Here is a 15,184-nt window from a genome sequence, read left to right on the forward strand (position 1 = left end):
GGTGGCGCACACCCTCCAGGAGGCCACCATGAGCACCGCTCCACCGCCCGCCGGCGCCGCGACCTCCGCGTCGCCCGTCCCGACCGCCGTCGCGCTCGCCGAGACCGCGCCTGTCGTCGAGGTCCGGAACCTGCGCAAGACCTACCCGGGGCCCCGTGGCTCCGACGCCCGCAAGGTCGCCGTCGAGGACGTGAGCCTCTCCGTCGCGCCGGGCGAGATCTTCGGCATCCTCGGCCCGAACGGTGCCGGCAAGACGACGACCGTCGAGTGCCTCGCCGGCCTGCGCGAGGCGGACGGCGGCGCGATCCGCGTCCTCGGGGTCGACCCGCAGGCCGACCCGGCCGCGGTGCGCGACGCCGTCGGCGTCCAGCTCCAGGAGGCCGCGCTCCACGAGAAGATCACGGTCGAGGAGGCGCTGCGCCTCTTCGCGTCCTTCTACGAGGCGCCGTCGGACGTCGAGGAGCTGCTCGACCTCCTCGACCTCGCCGAGCACCGCCGCGTCGCGTTCGGCAAGCTCTCGGGCGGGCAGAAGCAGCGCCTGTCGATCGCCCTGGCGCTCGTCGGCGACCCGCGGGTCGCGGTCCTCGACGAGCTGACCACCGGCCTCGACCCGGCCGCCCGCCGGGCGACCTGGGAGCTCGTCGAGCGCGTGCGGGACCGGGGCGTGACGATCCTGCTCGTCACGCACTTCATGGAGGAGGCGGAGCGCCTGTGCGACCGGCTCGTCATCATCGACGGCGGCCGCGTCGTCGCGCAGGGCACGCCCGCCGAGCTCATCGACTCCGTCGACACGTCGCGCACGGTCCGCCTGCGCGTGCCCCCGGCCGACCACGACCTGACGCTGCACACGCTCGCCGGCCTGGCCGACGTCGAGCACGTCGAGGTGGACGGGCGCGAGATCGAGGTGACCGGGACGCGCCGGGTGCTGCTCGCCGTCGTGCTCGCGCTCGCCGAGCAGGAGGTCGTGCCCGACGACGTCCGGACCGTCACGCGGACGCTCGAGGACGTGTTCGTCGCCGTGACGGGCCGGACCTACGACCACGCCGCGGACTCCGTGGCCCTGCCCGAGGGAGCCTCCCGATGACCGCCGCGACGACGACCCTGACCCGCGTCCCCGCCACCCGGTCGGGGTGGCGCGGCTTCGGGACGCTCCTGCGGACCGAGGCCCGCCTGTTCCTGCGCGACGGCACGGCCGTGTTCTTCGCGCTCGTCTTCCCCACGGTCCTGCTGGTCGGCGTCGGGCTCGCGATCCCGGGCATGCGGGAGCCGATCACCGGGGCGGGCGCACCCTGGGACGGTCTGACGGCGATCGCGACCTACGTGCCGATCGTCCTCGCCGCCGCGGTGGCGACGCCTGCGCTGACGACGATGCCCGTGACCTTCGCGACGGCCCGCGAGAAGGGGCTGCTCCGCCGGCTGTCGACGACGCCGATGCGCCCGCAGGGCGTCGTCGTCGCCCACCTGCTCATCAACCTCGGCGCGATCGCCGTGTCCGCGGTGCTCGCGCTCGTCGTGGGCCAGGTCGTGTTCGGCCTCGCCGCGCCCGTCAGCCCGGCGACGGTCGTGCTGGCCTTCGGGCTCACCGTCCTGTCCATGCTCTCGCTCGGCATGGTCGTCGCGGCGGTCGCCGCCAAGGGGAGCACCGCGTCGGCGATCGGGAACCTCGTCTACTTCCCGATGCTCTTCCTCTCGGGCATGTGGACGCCGGGGCCGATCATGCCCGACGTCGTGCGGGACATCGGGCAGTTCTCCCCGCTCGGGGCCGCCGCCCAGGCGATGTCGGCGGGCTGGTTCGAGACGGAGGTCCCCACGCTCCAGCTCGTCGTGATGGTCGCGTGGACCGCCGTGCTCCTCCCGCTCGCGGTGAAGCTCTTCCGCTGGAGCTGAGCCTCAGATCGCCCGCGGGCCCAGCTCGCGGGCGATCTCGGCGAAGGCACGGACCTCGGGGGTCTCTCGGTCGCGCGACCAGACGAGCACCCACTCGGTGTCGGGGACGTCGACGATCGGCACGTACACGACACCCGGGTGCGTGTAGTACCGCCGGACGTGCGCGTTGAGCGGGGTGACAGCCACGCCCGAGGCGACCACGGTGAGCACCTCGTGGAACGTGCGCGCGACCGGCCCGCGCAGCACGGGTCGCCCGGCGGGCGTGCGGCGGGGCAGCATCGCCTCCTCCCAGTACGCGGGGACGCCGGTGCCGAGGTCGAGCACGGTGTGGTCCCCGAGGACCTCGATCGAGACCTCGTCCTCGCCCGCGAGCGGGTGGCCCGCCGCGACGGCGAGGACGCGGCCCTCCGTGAGCACGCGCGGCCCCACGACGACGTCGGGCTCGCGCACGGGCGTCCACGTCACCTGCAGGTCGGCCACGCTCTCGCGCAGCGACCCGAACGGGTCCGAGAAGTGGAACTCGCGGCGCTCGACCGAGCACCCCGGGTGCCGGGCGGTGAACTCGTCGACCACGGGCTGGAGCTCGTGGCCGACGATGCCCATCGCGGCGACGCGCAGGACCCCGGCGGGGGGCTCGCCGGTGCGGCTGGCCGCGGCGATGCCGGACTGGATGAGCTCGTACCCCTGGCGCAGGTCGTCGCGCAGGCGGGCGCCCACCGGCGTGAGCTCGACGCGACGGCTCGTGCGCTCGAACAGGGTGGTCCCCATGCGGCGCTCCTGCCGGCTGATCGCCTGGCTGACGCGCGCGGGGGAGACGTGGAGCCGCTCCGCGGTCCGGCCGAAGTGCAGCTCGTCCGCGAGCGTCAGGAAGATCTCGATGTCCCTCAGGTCCACGCAGCCACCTCTGCCTCCGTCTCCGCGCACCGTTCACGCCGGGTGAACGATCGCCCCAGCATGCGTCATTGATCACGTATCGGCGGAATCCGAGGCTGGAGCCATGAGACGACTCACCTACTTCGTGGCCCTGTCCATCGACGGCTTCCTCTCCGGTCCCGACGACGAGGTCGACTTCTACCCGTCCTCCGACGCCTACAGCGCCCGGATGATCGACACGTTCCCGGACGTCCTGCCCACGCACGGCCGCCGCCAGCTCGGGGTCGACGACCAGCCCAACCGGACGTTCGACACCATCGTCATGGGCCGGCGGACCTACGAGCCCGCGCTCGACCTCGGGATCACGAGCCCGTACGCGCACCTGCGCCAGTACGTCGTCTCGTCGTCGCAGCCCGAGCTCGACCCGGCGGTGACGATCGTGCGGGACGACCCGGTCGCGCTCGTGCGCGCGCTCAAGGCCGAGGACTCCTCGCTCGACATCTGCCTCGCGGGCGGCGGCGTCCTCGCGGGCGCGCTCCTCGACGAGATCGACCGGCTCGTCGTCAAGCTCTACCCGGTGGTCGCGGGCGCCGGGCGGAACGCGTTCGGCGCGGCCGCGTTCCGGCCCACGACCTACGACCTCACCGACGTCGCCACGTTCGACGGCGGCAACGCCGTCCTCACGTACGACCGTGCCTGAGCGCGTCCCGGCGCGCGTGCTCCGGCGTCGTGCGTCGCTCTTCACGGCTCGTGCGGTCGTGACGGTCCGGCTCCTGCGGCCGCACTGCCGGCGTCGTAAGCGCCGTCGGCACGGGGCGGGCGACGTCGCCGCCGTCGGCGGGCTCGACGACCTGGGCGAGCGGCCCCGGCGCGGACCTGCGCCCACCGCGGGCGTGGGCGCGCCCACGTGCCTAGCCTGACGCGCATGAGGCCGTTCCTGCTGCTCGCGTCGCGGGCGGAGGACCCCGCCGCGGACGGCGAGCACGCCGCCGTGCTCCGGTACTCCCGGCTCCGTCCTGACGCGCTGCACCGCGTCCGGATGGAGGCCGGGCCGCTGCCGGCGATCGACCTCGACGCGTACTCCGGGGTGATCGTCGGCGGCAGCCCGTTCGACTCGTCGCTGCCCGAGGCGGACAAGTCGACGACCCAGCGCCGCGTCGAGCGCGAGCTCGCGCCGCTCCTCGACGAGATCGTCGAGCGCGACGTCCCGTTCCTCGGCGCGTGCTACGGCGTCGGGACGCTCGGTCTGCACGAGGGGGCGGTCCTCGACGGCACCTACGCCGAGCCCATCTCGCCCGTGACGATCCGGCTCACCGCCGAGGGCCGCGCCGACCCGCTGCTCGCCGACCTGCCCGACGCGTTCGAGGCGTACGTCGGGCACAAGGAGGCCGTGCGGGAGCTGCCGGCGCACGCGGTGCTGCTCGCGACGTCGGACGCCTGCCCGGTCCAGATGTTCCGGGTGAAGGAGAACCTCTACGCGACGCAGTTCCACCCCGAGCTGGACCTGGAGGGGATCCTCACGCGCATCGGCGTCTACCGCGACTACGGGTACTTCGCGCCCGAGGCGGCAGGGGACGTCGAGGAGACCGTGCGCCGCGGCGACGTCTGGGCTCCGCACCGCATCCTGGCCGCGTTCGTCCGTCGCTACGCGCGCGACTGACGAGCATGCGCTCGGCGTGGGCCGGGTCAGCGTGCGGCGGGCTCCGCCTGCGGCTCGGGAGCGGTGGCCACCACGTCCACGGACGGCTCGGCGGCCTCGACCGGCTCGGTGGCAGCCAGGGCGACGGCGCGGCGGTGCGCCCGGACAGACCACGCGACCGCGGCGGCCCACACGACGGCGACGAGCCCGAGCGCGACGCCCTGGACGGCGCCGCTCGCGTCGACCCAGTCGGAGCGCAGCAGCGTGCGGACGTTGGTGAGGACGATGACGCCACCGACCGCCGAGCCGAGGATCCGCGGCGGCAGGAGCCGCACGAGCCAGGCCGCGATCGGCGCCGCGACCAGGCCGCCGAGCAGCAGCGCGCCCACCCACAGCAGGTCGATGCCCTGCGAGCCCAGCGAGACGAGGAACCCGAGCGACGCGGCGATCGCGACGAGGAACTCGCTCGTGTCGATCGAGCCGATGACCTTGCGCGGCTCGATGCGTCCCGACGCGAGCAGCGCCGGCGTCCCCACCGGGCCCCAGCCGCCACCGCCCGTGGCGTCGACGAAGCCCGCGACCAGGCCGAGCGGAGCGAGGAAACGCTTGCGCAGCGGCAGACCCTGGCGCCCCTTCGGCAGCCCGACGAACGTGAACCGCGACAGCACGTACACACCGAGCGCCAGGAGGAGCAGCGACATGACCGGCGCGGCGAGCTCCGTCGACAGGTTCGACAGGAACGTCGCGCCCGCGAACGCGCCGATCGCGCCGGGGACGCCGATCCGCACGACGACCTTCCAGTCCACGTTCCCGAACCGCCAGTGCGCCGCACCCGACGCGAGCGTCGTCCCGATCTCCGCCAGGTGGATCGTCGCCGACGCCGCCGCGGGGTTCGTGCCGATCGCGAGCAGGAGCGTCGTGGACGTCACGCCGTACGCCATGCCGAGGCTGCCGTCGACGAGCTGCGCACCGAGGCCGACGAGGGCCAGCAGGATGAGGGTCCGCACCGCGTCTCCTTGCTCGGGTGGCCGGGGCGGCCCCGACGTGTCCTGACAAGGTTGACCGAACGAGTCCAGTATGTGAAGCGCCGACCACATCGTGGGCCAGTGTTAACGGGGGCGTCTCGAGGTCGTCCGGTGGGCGACCAGCGTGGACCGGCCGCGGCGGCTGAGACCCGTGCGCGTGACGACGAGATGCGAGAAATGGCCCCTCGGACAAGGTTCGGAAGGGCAACTTCTCGCATCTCGGCTGGGACCACCCAGCACCGGGCGCCACCACAGCCCCGCGCCGGGCGCGACCCGAGCCGACCGGCGGACCGGACCCTGCGGCCGGAGGAGCCGTCGGACCGCGGGCTCAGCGGGTCAGGGGTTCTCCCAGGCGTCGGCGCGGGCGGCGAGCGCGTGGACGTCGTCGGGGAGGTCGCGGCGGACGACGTCGTCGATCGTGACGCGGTCGAGCACGTCACGGACGCTCGCCCGCAGGGCGACCCAGACCTCGAGGAGCGCGGCGGCGGAGCCCTCGTACTCGAGGCTCGGGGGGCGCTCGTCGCGCACGGTGACGAGCGGTCCGTCGACGGCACGGAAGACGTCGGCGAGGGTGATCTCGGACGCGGGGCGGGCTAGGCGGTGGCCGCCGGAGCGACCGCGGACGCTCGCGACGATGCCGGCGCGGCGCAGGTCGCCGAGGATCCGTTCGAGGAAGCTGACGGGCAGGCCCTGGCCCGCCGCGAGGTCCTCCGCCCGCACGGGGTCGCCGTGGGGTGACGCCGCGAGCTCGGCGCACGCCCGCACGGCATAGTCAGCCTTCGCCGAGACACGCATGAGGACATTGTGCCGTGCGCGGGGTGGCCGACCGCCGTGCCGGGCCCGGGCGGGAGCGATCTCACCCGCGCCTGCCCTGCTCTCCCGTTCGGGTTCCCCTCTACGCTGTGACCCGTGGACGTGCGCGAACGCAACAACGTGCGTGTCGCGGGGCCGTCGGGCGCACCGACGATGGTCCTCGCGCACGGCTTCGGTTGCGACCAGTCGATGTGGCGCTTCGTCGCGCCCGTCTTCGCGGCGGACCACCGGGTCGTGCTCTTCGACCACTCGGGGTGCGGCGCGTCCCACCCGGCGTCGTGGGACCCCGCGCGGCACGGGGAGCTCGCGGGCTACGTCGCGGACCTGGTCGAGATCGTGGAGGACGTCGCGGACGAGCCGGTGATACTTGTGGGCCACTCGGTGAGCGCGGTGATCGCGCTCCTCGCCGCGGCGGACCGGCCCGACCTCGTCGACCGCCTCGTGCTCGTCGGGCCGAGCCCCCGGTACATCGACGACGAGGGGTACCGCGGCGGGTTCACGGCGGAGGAGATCGACGAGCTCCTCGAGACGATGGACGCGAACTACCTGGGCTGGACGCAGGCGATGGCGCCGGTGATCGTCGGGAACCCCGACCGTCCGGCGCTGGGCGACGAGCTCGCGGAGGTCTTCCGCCGGAACGACCCGGCGATCGCACGCCAGTTCGCGCGCGTGACGTTCCTCGGGGACAACCGGGCGGACCTGGCGCGGGTACGGACGCCGAGCCTCGTCGTGCAGAGCCGGGAGGACGTCATCGCCCCGCCGACGGTGGGTCGGTACGTGCACGAGCACCTGCCGGGGAGCGAGCTGGTCGTCATCGACTCCGTCGGGCACTGTCCCAACCTGTCGCACCCGGCGCTCCTCGTCGCGGCGATGCGTGACTGGCTCGGGGGGCCTTGATGGTGATGTCGCGCGGCGAGCGCTGGGTGCTCGCGCCCGTCGCGCTCCTGCTCCTCGACGCGGAGGGGCGGGTGCTCGACGCGAACGACGAGCTCCTGCGGCTGCTGGACGTGCCGGACGTGGAGGCCGTCGCCGGGCGACGGCTCGCGGACCTGCTCACGGTGGGTGGCCGCATCTACTGGGAGACGCACCTGGGCCCGCGTCTGCACATCGAGGGGCGGGTCGACGAGGTCGCGGTCGAGCTGCGCACGCCGCGGGGCCGAGAGCCCGTGCTGCTCACGGCGATCGGGCGCGAGGCCCGGGGCGAGCGCCTCGTCGAGGTCGCCATGCTGGGGGCGCGCGAGCGGTCCCGGTTCGAGCAGGAGCTGGTGGGGGCGCGGCGCGCCGCGGAGGAGGCGGAGCGCCGCGTGCGCCTGCTGCACGGGATCGCCGCCGACCTGGCGAGCGTCGCCGGGCTCGACGGCGTCGCGTGGGTCCTGCTCCGTGCCGCGGTGACGATGCTCGGGGCGGGCGACGCTGCCCTCTGGACGCCTCAGGAGGGCGGGCCGCTCCGTCGCTGGGGCGGCGCGGCGGGGGTGACCGCACCGACGATCGACGAGCTGGCCGAGGCGGGCGTGCGCGCGGACGGGACCGTCGTCGTCCCGCTGCGCACGGCCGGGGCGCTGCTGGGCGTGCTCGCCCTGGAGCCGCGCCGGGCGGCGGGCTCGGACCCTGTCGACCTCGGCACGGCCGCCGCGGCCGGGCAGCTCGCGGCGCTCGCGCTGGCCCGGGCGACGACCCACGAGCAGAGCGTGTCGGTCGCGAGCGAGCTCCAGGGAGCGATGCTCTCGGACGGGATCGTCGCCGACCCCCACGTGGAGATCGCGGCCTGCTACCGCCCGGGGGTCCACGACCTCCAGGTCGGCGGCGACTGGTACGACACGTTCCGCGTCGCCCCGGACGTCGTCGCTCTCTCGGTCGGGGACGTGGTGGGGCGGGGGCTCAAGGCCGCGACCGCGATGGGGCAGCTCCGGACGGCGGTCCGCGCGGCGTCGGACACGGGCCTGCCGCCCGAGGAGGTCGTGGAGCGGCTCGACCGCTTCGTCGACCGGACCGGGACCGGCTTCATGGCGAGCCTCGTGTACGGGGAGCTCGAGCTGCTCGAGGGGGTGCTGCGCTACACGTGCGCCGGTCACCTGCCGCCCCTGCTCGTGCGCGCGGACGGGTCGGCGGGCTACCTGTGGGAGGCACGCTCCACCCCGCTGGGCGTGCGGGGGACGACCCCGCGCGTCGCCGACACGGTCACGCTCGCACCGGGCGACCTGCTGCTCCTCTTCACCGACGGCGTCGTCGAGCGCCGCGACCGACCGCTCGCGCTCGCGCTCGACGAGCTCGCGGAGATCGTCACGAACGCGCTCGGGGCCGGGCTGAGCGGCGCGGAGCTGCTGGAGGCGGTCGTCGCGCGCGCGCCGGAGGACGACGACGCGTGCCTGCTCGCGGTGCGCTGGCTCGGCCCGGCGCCGTCGGGCGCCCCCGCGACGGAGACGTCGCGCGTGGCGTCAGCGGACGAAGAAGGGGCCCACTGAGGGGTCGGCGAGCCGGCCCAGCGCGTGGCCGAGGCGCTCGACGGTGGAGCGCGCGAGGTCGCCCGGCAGGTCGTCCGGGGCGAACCACGCGACGGCGAGCGACTCGTCGTCCGCGACGTGCGCCGCCGCCGCGGCGGCGGGGGAGACCGGCCGGCACAGGAACGCGAGGTCGAGGTACTGCGAGCGGTCCCCGTTCGGGTACTCGACGGGCTCGGTGACGGTCACCGCGACGAGCGTGTCGACGACGACCTCGACCCCCGTCTCCTCGCGCACCTCGCGCGCGAGCCCGACCGCGGGGTCCTCGCCGGGCTCGAGGATCCCGCTGATCACGGCCCACTGCCCGGTGTCCGCCCGCTGCCCGAGCAGCAGGCGGCCGTCGTCGTCCACCACGACGGCGGACACCCCCGGCATCCACAGCAGGTCGGTCCCGACGCGGGAGCGGAGGGCGGCGACGAACTCGGGGATCGGCATGTCCCGAGCCTAGGCTCGCTCGCCGGTCCCGACCGACCGGCACGTGAGACGCGCTGTCCGACCCGCGGAGCCCCTGTGCTACGGTCACCTGGTGACTTCTCAGTGGTATTGGCGCTTTACGCAGGCTCCCGGTGGGGCCGTGCGGGCGTTCGCCTGACCACAGATCACCACCCGGAGCCAGCACAGGGCCTTGGACGCGGACCGCGTCCGGGCCCTTCGTCGTGAGACGGGCCGTTCCGGGACCACGGGCGGCAGCAGGCCGGTGAAGCGCCGCTGGGCACCGCTGAGCACTCCGATCTCACGGCGGCCCCCGACCACCGCCGCACAGACCAGGAGCCTCCCGTGACCAGCACGACCACCCAGCCCGAGACCGCGACGTCCGCAGCGTCGTCCGCCGCGTCGTCCGACCCGGTGACGAGTACCGTCGACCCCGTGGACAGCCCCGAGCTCCAGGCCCGCACGAGCGACCTGCGGGTCCGCGCGCTCGACGCGCTCCCCGCCCCGCGCACGATGCTCGCCGACCTGCCGCTCGGTGCGACGCGCAGCGACCTCGTGACGACGTCGCGCCGCGAGGTCCGCGACGTCCTCGCGGGCGACGACGACCGCCTCCTCGTCATCGTCGGCCCCTGCTCGGTGCACGACCCCGAGGCCGCGCTCGAGTACGCGGGCCGCCTGGCCGCCGTCGCGCACGAGCTCGCGGACGACCTCATGGTCGTCATGCGCGTCTACTTCGAGAAGCCGCGCACGACCGTGGGCTGGAAGGGCCTCATCAACGACCCGCACCTCGACGGGTCGCACGACGTGCACCACGGCCTGCGCCTCGCGCGCGAGGTGCTGCTCGGCGTGCTCGACGCCGGTGTCCCGGCTGCGTGCGAGTTCCTCGAGCCGACGAGCCCGCAGTACATCGCCGACGCGGTGTCGTGGGGCGCGATCGGCGCGCGCAACGCCGAGTCGCAGGTGCACCGCCAGCTCGCCTCGGGCCTGTCCATGCCCGTCGGGTTCAAGAACGCGACCGACGGCGACGTGCAGATCGCGGTCGACGGCTGCATCACCGCGGCGAGCGAGCACACGTTCTTCGGCATGGACTCGCTCGGCCGGGCCGCCGCCGTGGAGACCGCGGGCAACCCCGACTGCCACGTCATCCTGCGCGGCGGGCGCTCGGGCCCCAACTACGGGGCCGACGACGTCGCGGCGGCGCTCGCGGTCGCGCGCACCTCGGGCCGCGGCGGGGTCACGGAGCACGGGCTCGTGGTCGACGCGTCGCACGGCAACTCCGGCAAGAGCCACGTGCGCCAGGCGGAGGTCGTGCGCGAGGTGTCCGCGCGGCTGGCCGAGGGCGAGCAGGGCATCACGGGCCTCATGATGGAGAGCTTCCTCGTGGCGGGCGCGCAGAAGCCCGCGCCGAGCGGCCTCGTCTACGGGCAGTCCGTCACCGACGCGTGCATCGACTGGGACACGACGGCCGACCTCCTGCACGAGCTCGCGGCGGCGGTCCGCACCCGGCGCGCGCTCTGACCGGTGCCCGCGGGGCGAGGACCCATCCGTCCGCGCGTCGGCGTCGAACCCAGGGTGTCCCGGACGGACCGGGACGGCGCTGGCGACGGGAGGTCGGGTGCCGAGAGCCGTGGTCGACGCGCCGCAGCGCGTGGGGGAGGCGCCCGTGCTGCACACTGACCGGGTGCCACCTCCCGTGACGACGAACCCGACGGTCGACGCCGCCCTCGCGGCGTGCGCCGGCGGTGACCCTGCCGCGTTCGCGCCCGTCTACGACGCGCTCGCGCCGGTCGCGTACGGCACGTGCCTGGGAGTCCTGCGGGACCCGGACCACGCGGCGGAGGTCGTGCAGGAGGTGATGGTCGAGGTGTGGCAGACGGCGGCGCGCTACGACGCGACCCGCGGCTCGGCGCGCACGTGGGTCGCGACGCTCGCGCGGCGGCGCGCGGTGGACCGCGTGCGGGCGGAGCAGGCGCGCCGCGACCGCGACCAGCGCGACGTGGACGCCTCGACGGCCGCCGCACCGCGGGACGTGGTGGTGGAGGACGTCGAGCGGCGTCTCGAGGGCGCGGTCGTGCGGCGGTGCCTGGACTCGCTCACGGCGACGCAGCGGGAGGCGGTCGTGCAGGCGTACTACGGCGGGCTCACCTACCGGGAGGTCGCGGAGCGGCTCGACGCCGCGCTGCCGACCGTGAAGTCCCGCATCCGGGACGGGCTCCTGCGGCTCCGCGACTGCCTGGGGGTGCGTCGTGGCTGACCCGACCACGCCCCGCGGCGACGGCGCGGACGAGCGTCCGGACGTCCGCGACCTGCTGCCCGTCTACGCGCTCGACGCAGTGGACGACGTCGAGCGGCGCGCCGTCGAGCGCCTGCTCGCGACCGACCCCGACGCGCGGCGCGAGCTCGACGAGTACCGCGACGTCGTGGCGGCGTTCGCCGTCGAGAGCGCCCCGCCGCCCGCGCTGCGGGACGCCGTGCTGGCGCGGGTGGCCGCGTCCGCGGACGCGGTCCCGTCCGCCGGGGAGAGCACAGGCGGTGTGGTCGTCGACCTCGCGGCGGCGCGCCGCGCCCGCCGGCGGCGCTGGACCGGGCTCGCGGCGGCGGTGGCCGCGGTGGTCGCCGTGGCGGTCCCGACGACGGTCGCGGTCCGCGCGACGCAGGAGCAGTCGCGCCTGGAGGCGCGGGCTGATGCGATCGAGCGCATGCTCGCTGACCCCGACGCGACGATCCTGCACGGCGACGTGGCGGGCGGCGGGCAGGCGTCCGTCCTCGCGGCGGGCGACGACATGTACTTCCGCGCGTCGGACCTGCCGGACGCGGGCGACGACCGGGACTACCAGCTCTGGGTGGTCGAGCCCGACGGCGCCGTCGTCTCGGCGGGCGTCCTCGACGTCCAGGACGGCAGCACGTCGCGCCTCGTCCAGGGCGAGCCGGGCGTCGGCATGGCCGTGACGGTCGAGCCGGCGGGCGGCTCGGAGCAGCCCACGACGGACCCGGTGGTCGCGCTCGTCGGCTGAGCGCCGCGGCCCGGAGGGGTCGGGACGCGCGCGGGAAAACTCGTGCCGATCCCGACCCATCCGCCCGGGGCGACGCTCCGAACCCTCGGCATGACGCCCCGCACCGGCGGGGCGACGACCCGAGGAGAGACCGATGAACGTTCGCACCCGCACGTCGTACGCCGTCGCCGGCATCGCCACGCTCGCCGTGCTCGGCCTGTCCGCGTGCAGCTCGGACTCGGACACCGGGGCCGACTCGACGACGACCGACTCCCAGACCGACACCATGACGGACGACTCGACGTCCGACGACATGACCGACGACTCGACCGAGGGCTCGGACGACATGGCGGCCGACCCGGCCGCGAACCTCGTGGGTCCCGGCTGCGCGGCCTACGCGGAGCAGGTCCCCGACGGCGCCGGGTCGATCACGGGCATGTCGACCGACCCCGTCGCCGTGGCGGCGTCGAACAACCCGCTGCTCACGACGCTCACCGCGGCCGTCTCGGGTGAGCTCAACCCGGACGTCGACCTCGTCGACACGCTCAACGGCGGCGAGTTCACCGTGTTCGCCCCCGTCGACGACGCGTTCGCGAAGATCGACGCTGCGACGCTCGACTCGCTGAAGACGGACTCCGACACGCTGACGAAGATCCTCACGTACCACGTGGTGCCCGGCCAGCTCACGCCCGACCAGGTCGTCGGCGAGCACGAGACCGTCGAGGGCGGCACGGTCGAGGTGACCGGCTCGGGCGACGAGCTCATGGTCAACGACGCGGCCGTCGTGTGCGGTGGCGTGATGACGCAGAACGCGACCGTGTACCTCGTCGACTCGGTGCTCATGCCGACCATGTGACCCTCCCGGCGCGTCCAGAAGCGGGCGCGCGGTGGACTCGTGACAACGGGTCCCGACGGCCCCGACCGGACGGTCGGGGCCGTCGTCGTGCGCCCGGCGACGTGCCCTCGGTGCGTGGCGAACCCATCCGCGCGGGCCGCCGGTCCGAACCCCGGGCATGGAGACGCTCATCGTCATCGGCCTGCTCGGGGGACTCATCACGGGGATCTCGCCGTGCATCCTGCCCATGCTGCCCGTCATCTTCTTCGCGGGCGGCGTGCAGGGTGCGCGCACGGGGGAGGCGCCGTCGGGCACCGCGGAGACCGGGACGGGCGGCGTCTCCCCGGGGCTGTTCGCGGGCGTCCCGGACGCGGTCCGCGTCGGCGGCCGCCCGGCCGCGGGGTTGCGCGGCCGGGGCGGCCCGGGTGGGGCGCCGGAGGACACCGGGGCGCGGGAGGTCACGGCCCGGCCGACGCGCGGCGGGACGCTCGCGCTCGACCTGTCGACGGACGACGGGTCGCGTCCCGCCGTCCCGGCCGACGGCCGGCCCGGTCGCCGCGCGACCCGGCGGGCCGCGCGCCGCTCGTGGCGCCCCTACCTCGTCATCGCGGGCCTGGTCCTCAGCTTCAGCGTCTTCACGCTCCTCGGCTCCCTCCTGCTGACCGCGCTCGGGCTCCCGCAGGACCTGCTGCGCTGGGCGGGCATCGTGCTCCTCGTCGCGATCGGCGTGGGGATGATCGTGCCGCGCGTCGAGGAGGTCCTGGAGCGGCCGTTCCGGCGGATCGCGGCGCTCGGGGCACGGCGCGGCGCCGCCCGCCAGGACCGCGGGGCGTTCGTGCTGGGCCTCGGACTCGGCGTGCTGTACGTGCCGTGCGCCGGTCCCGTCCTCGCGGCGATCACCGTGGCCGGGGCGACGGGGAACATCGGCCCGGGCACGGTCGCCCTCACGGTGTCGTTCGCGGTCGGGGCGGCGGTCCCGCTCCTGGTCTTCGCGCTCGCGGGGCGCCGCGTCGCGGAGCGGGTCCGCGGGTTCCAGCGGCACACGCGCGGCATCCGCGTCACGGGCGGCGTCGTGATGATCGCGCTCGCGGGCGCGCTCGCGCTCAACCTCCCCGCCGCCCTCCAGCGGGCCCTGCCCGACTACACGGGCGCGCTCCAGCAGCGGGTCGACGAGAACGACGCCGTGCGCGAGGCCCTCGACCTCGGCGGGCTCGTCACCGACGAGAACCGCGAGCTGTCGAACTGCTCGAACGGCGCACCCGTGCTGGAGGACTGCGGCACCGCCCCGGAGCTGCGCGGCATCGACACGTGGCTGAACACCCCGGGCGGCGAGGCGCTGACGCTCGAGGGGCTGCGCGGCAAGGTCGTGCTCGTCGACTTCTGGACCTATTCCTGCATCAACTGCCAGCGCGCGATCCCGCACGTCAACGCCTGGTACGACCGCTACCGCGACGTCGGCGCGGGGTTCGAGGTCGTCGGGGTCCACACGCCCGAGTTCGCGTTCGAGCGCGAGACGCGCAACGTCGTCGCCGGCGCGCAGGACCTCGGCGTCACCTACCCCGTGGCCCAGGACAACGCGTACGCGACCTGGACCGCCTACCGGAACCGCTACTGGCCCGCGCAGTACCTCGTCGACGCCGACGGGACCGTGCGTCACATCCGCTTCGGGGAGGGCGGGTACGAGGACACCGAGCGCCTGGTGCGCGAGCTCCTCGAGGACGCGAACCCCGGCGTCGAGCTGCCCGCGCCCACCGCCGTCGGCGACACCACGCCGCAGGAGGAGACGACGCCCGAGACCTACTTCTCCATCAAGCGCGTCGTCAACTACGCGGGCGAGCCGCGCTACGCCGCGGGGCAGCAGGACTTCACGCTCGCCGACGACCAGCGGCGGGACACGTTCTCGCTCGGTGGCACGTGGGACGTCGACTTCCAGGGCGCGACCGCCGTGTCCGACGACGCGCGCGTGCGCCTCGCGTACCGCTCGACCGACGTGTTCACGGTGCTCGGCGGCGAGGGCACCGTCACGGCCCGCGTCACGACGGACGGTCGGACCACGACCCGCGAGATCGACGTCTCCGGCAGCCCGACGCTCTACCCCCTCCTGGAGGGCGACGGCCCGACCGAAGGGATCGTCGAGCTCGACGTCCCTGCCGGCGTCCAGGTGTTCACCGCCACCTTCGGGTGACGCG

Annotated in this window: 15 protein-coding genes; 11 read left to right on the top strand and 4 right to left on the bottom strand. The window is 74.8% G+C overall.

Going from position 1 to position 15,184, the window contains the following annotated elements:
- Positions 1 to 28: 28 nt before the first annotated feature.
- Positions 29 to 1,084: an ABC transporter ATP-binding protein gene (locus AC6CH9_RS12120; RefSeq protein ID WP_498155099.1), complete on the top strand. Its 1,056-nt coding sequence runs from the start codon at positions 29 to 31 to the stop codon at positions 1,082 to 1,084.
- On the top strand, positions 1,081 to 1,887 hold the full coding sequence (locus AC6CH9_RS12125; RefSeq protein WP_498155100.1) for an ABC transporter permease: 807 nt from the start codon (positions 1,081 to 1,083) through the stop codon (positions 1,885 to 1,887). The genes AC6CH9_RS12120 and AC6CH9_RS12125 overlap by 4 nt, the downstream gene beginning before the upstream one ends.
- A gap of 3 nt (positions 1,888 to 1,890) precedes the next feature.
- Here the strand turns inward: AC6CH9_RS12125 and AC6CH9_RS12130 are convergent, their stop codons facing one another.
- Positions 1,891 to 2,781: a LysR family transcriptional regulator gene (locus tag AC6CH9_RS12130; protein WP_498155101.1), complete on the bottom strand. Its 891-nt coding sequence runs from the start codon at positions 2,779 to 2,781 to the stop codon at positions 1,891 to 1,893.
- Positions 2,782 to 2,884: 103 nt separating this feature from the next.
- Here AC6CH9_RS12130 and AC6CH9_RS12135 point away from each other — a divergent pair, with 103 nt between their 5' ends.
- Together AC6CH9_RS12135 and AC6CH9_RS12140 are read left to right on the top strand one after the other, a co-directional pair.
- Entirely contained in the window at positions 2,885 to 3,460 is a 576-nt protein-coding gene (locus tag AC6CH9_RS12135) for a dihydrofolate reductase family protein (RefSeq protein WP_498155102.1), read from the top strand.
- Between the two features lie 225 nt (positions 3,461 to 3,685).
- Positions 3,686 to 4,420, top strand: coding sequence for a glutamine amidotransferase (locus tag AC6CH9_RS12140; protein WP_498155103.1), 735 nt, complete (start codon positions 3,686 to 3,688; stop codon positions 4,418 to 4,420).
- Between the two features lie 26 nt (positions 4,421 to 4,446).
- Here the strand turns inward: AC6CH9_RS12140 and AC6CH9_RS12145 are convergent, their stop codons facing one another.
- A complete protein-coding gene (locus AC6CH9_RS12145; protein WP_498155104.1) occupies positions 4,447 to 5,406 on the bottom strand; it encodes a sulfite exporter TauE/SafE family protein in 960 nt (319 codons plus the stop codon).
- Positions 5,407 to 5,760: 354 nt separating this feature from the next.
- Positions 5,761 to 6,219, bottom strand: a complete 459-nt coding sequence (locus AC6CH9_RS12150; RefSeq protein ID WP_498155105.1) for an RrF2 family transcriptional regulator — start codon at positions 6,217 to 6,219, stop codon at positions 5,761 to 5,763.
- Between the two features lie 114 nt (positions 6,220 to 6,333).
- On the opposite strand from AC6CH9_RS12150, the gene AC6CH9_RS12155 reads away from it, so the two are divergent.
- Together AC6CH9_RS12155 and AC6CH9_RS12160 are read left to right on the top strand one after the other, a co-directional pair.
- The gene (locus tag AC6CH9_RS12155) at positions 6,334 to 7,134 is read left to right on the top strand and encodes an alpha/beta fold hydrolase (protein WP_498155106.1); all 801 of its coding nucleotides are present in this window, start codon (positions 6,334 to 6,336) and stop codon (positions 7,132 to 7,134) included.
- Positions 7,134 to 8,699, top strand: coding sequence for a SpoIIE family protein phosphatase (locus tag AC6CH9_RS12160; protein ID WP_498155107.1), 1,566 nt, complete (start codon positions 7,134 to 7,136; stop codon positions 8,697 to 8,699). Before AC6CH9_RS12155 ends, AC6CH9_RS12160 begins: the two co-directional genes overlap by 1 nt.
- Here the strand turns inward: AC6CH9_RS12160 and AC6CH9_RS12165 are convergent.
- Complete coding sequence (locus tag AC6CH9_RS12165; protein ID WP_498155108.1) at positions 8,673 to 9,170, bottom strand: NUDIX hydrolase; 498 nt, start codon at positions 9,168 to 9,170, stop codon at positions 8,673 to 8,675. The two genes, AC6CH9_RS12160 and AC6CH9_RS12165, sit on opposite strands and share 27 nt — an antisense overlap.
- Positions 9,171 to 9,581: 411 nt before the next feature.
- Between AC6CH9_RS12165 and AC6CH9_RS12170 the strand changes: the two genes are divergently transcribed.
- From AC6CH9_RS12170 to AC6CH9_RS12190, 5 genes are all read left to right on the top strand, one after another.
- Positions 9,582 to 10,685 (top strand): 3-deoxy-7-phosphoheptulonate synthase, encoded by a 1,104-nt coding sequence (locus tag AC6CH9_RS12170; RefSeq protein ID WP_498155197.1) that lies wholly within the window; start codon positions 9,582 to 9,584, stop codon positions 10,683 to 10,685.
- 97 nt (positions 10,686 to 10,782) lie between these two features.
- Complete coding sequence (sigK, locus tag AC6CH9_RS12175; RefSeq protein WP_498155109.1) at positions 10,783 to 11,421, top strand: ECF RNA polymerase sigma factor SigK; 639 nt, start codon at positions 10,783 to 10,785, stop codon at positions 11,419 to 11,421.
- The gene (locus AC6CH9_RS12180) at positions 11,414 to 12,181 is read left to right on the top strand and encodes an anti-sigma factor (protein WP_498155110.1); all 768 of its coding nucleotides are present in this window, start codon (positions 11,414 to 11,416) and stop codon (positions 12,179 to 12,181) included. Before sigK ends, AC6CH9_RS12180 begins: the two co-directional genes overlap by 8 nt.
- Positions 12,182 to 12,314: 133 nt before the next feature.
- Positions 12,315 to 13,016, top strand: a complete 702-nt coding sequence (locus AC6CH9_RS12185) for a fasciclin domain-containing protein (protein WP_498155111.1) — start codon at positions 12,315 to 12,317, stop codon at positions 13,014 to 13,016.
- Between the two features lie 157 nt (positions 13,017 to 13,173).
- The gene (locus AC6CH9_RS12190; RefSeq protein WP_498155112.1) at positions 13,174 to 15,180 is read left to right on the top strand and encodes a cytochrome c biogenesis protein DipZ; all 2,007 of its coding nucleotides are present in this window, start codon (positions 13,174 to 13,176) and stop codon (positions 15,178 to 15,180) included.
- The last annotated feature ends 4 nt before the right edge of the window (positions 15,181 to 15,184 follow it).

This window comes from Cellulosimicrobium sp. GQ32, assembly GCF_059758455.1.

Excerpts from the sequence above, each read along its gene's own strand:
- AC6CH9_RS12140 (WP_498155103.1), top strand. The coding sequence starts at position 3,686 with ATGAGGCCGTTCCTGCTGCTCGCGTCGCGGGCGGAGGACCCCGCCGCG.
- AC6CH9_RS12185 (WP_498155111.1), top strand. The coding sequence starts at position 12,315 with ATGAACGTTCGCACCCGCACGTCGTACGCCGTCGCCGGCATCGCCACG.
- AC6CH9_RS12150 (WP_498155105.1), bottom strand. The coding sequence starts at position 6,219 with ATGCGTGTCTCGGCGAAGGCTGACTATGCCGTGCGGGCGTGCGCCGAG.
- AC6CH9_RS12160 (WP_498155107.1), top strand. The coding sequence starts at position 7,134 with ATGGTGATGTCGCGCGGCGAGCGCTGGGTGCTCGCGCCCGTCGCGCTC.
- AC6CH9_RS12135 (WP_498155102.1), top strand. The coding sequence starts at position 2,885 with ATGAGACGACTCACCTACTTCGTGGCCCTGTCCATCGACGGCTTCCTC.
- AC6CH9_RS12125 (WP_498155100.1), top strand. The coding sequence starts at position 1,081 with ATGACCGCCGCGACGACGACCCTGACCCGCGTCCCCGCCACCCGGTCG.
- AC6CH9_RS12120 (WP_498155099.1), top strand. The coding sequence starts at position 29 with ATGAGCACCGCTCCACCGCCCGCCGGCGCCGCGACCTCCGCGTCGCCC.
- AC6CH9_RS12165 (WP_498155108.1), bottom strand. The coding sequence starts at position 9,170 with ATGCCGATCCCCGAGTTCGTCGCCGCCCTCCGCTCCCGCGTCGGGACC.
- AC6CH9_RS12190 (WP_498155112.1), top strand. The coding sequence starts at position 13,174 with ATGGAGACGCTCATCGTCATCGGCCTGCTCGGGGGACTCATCACGGGG.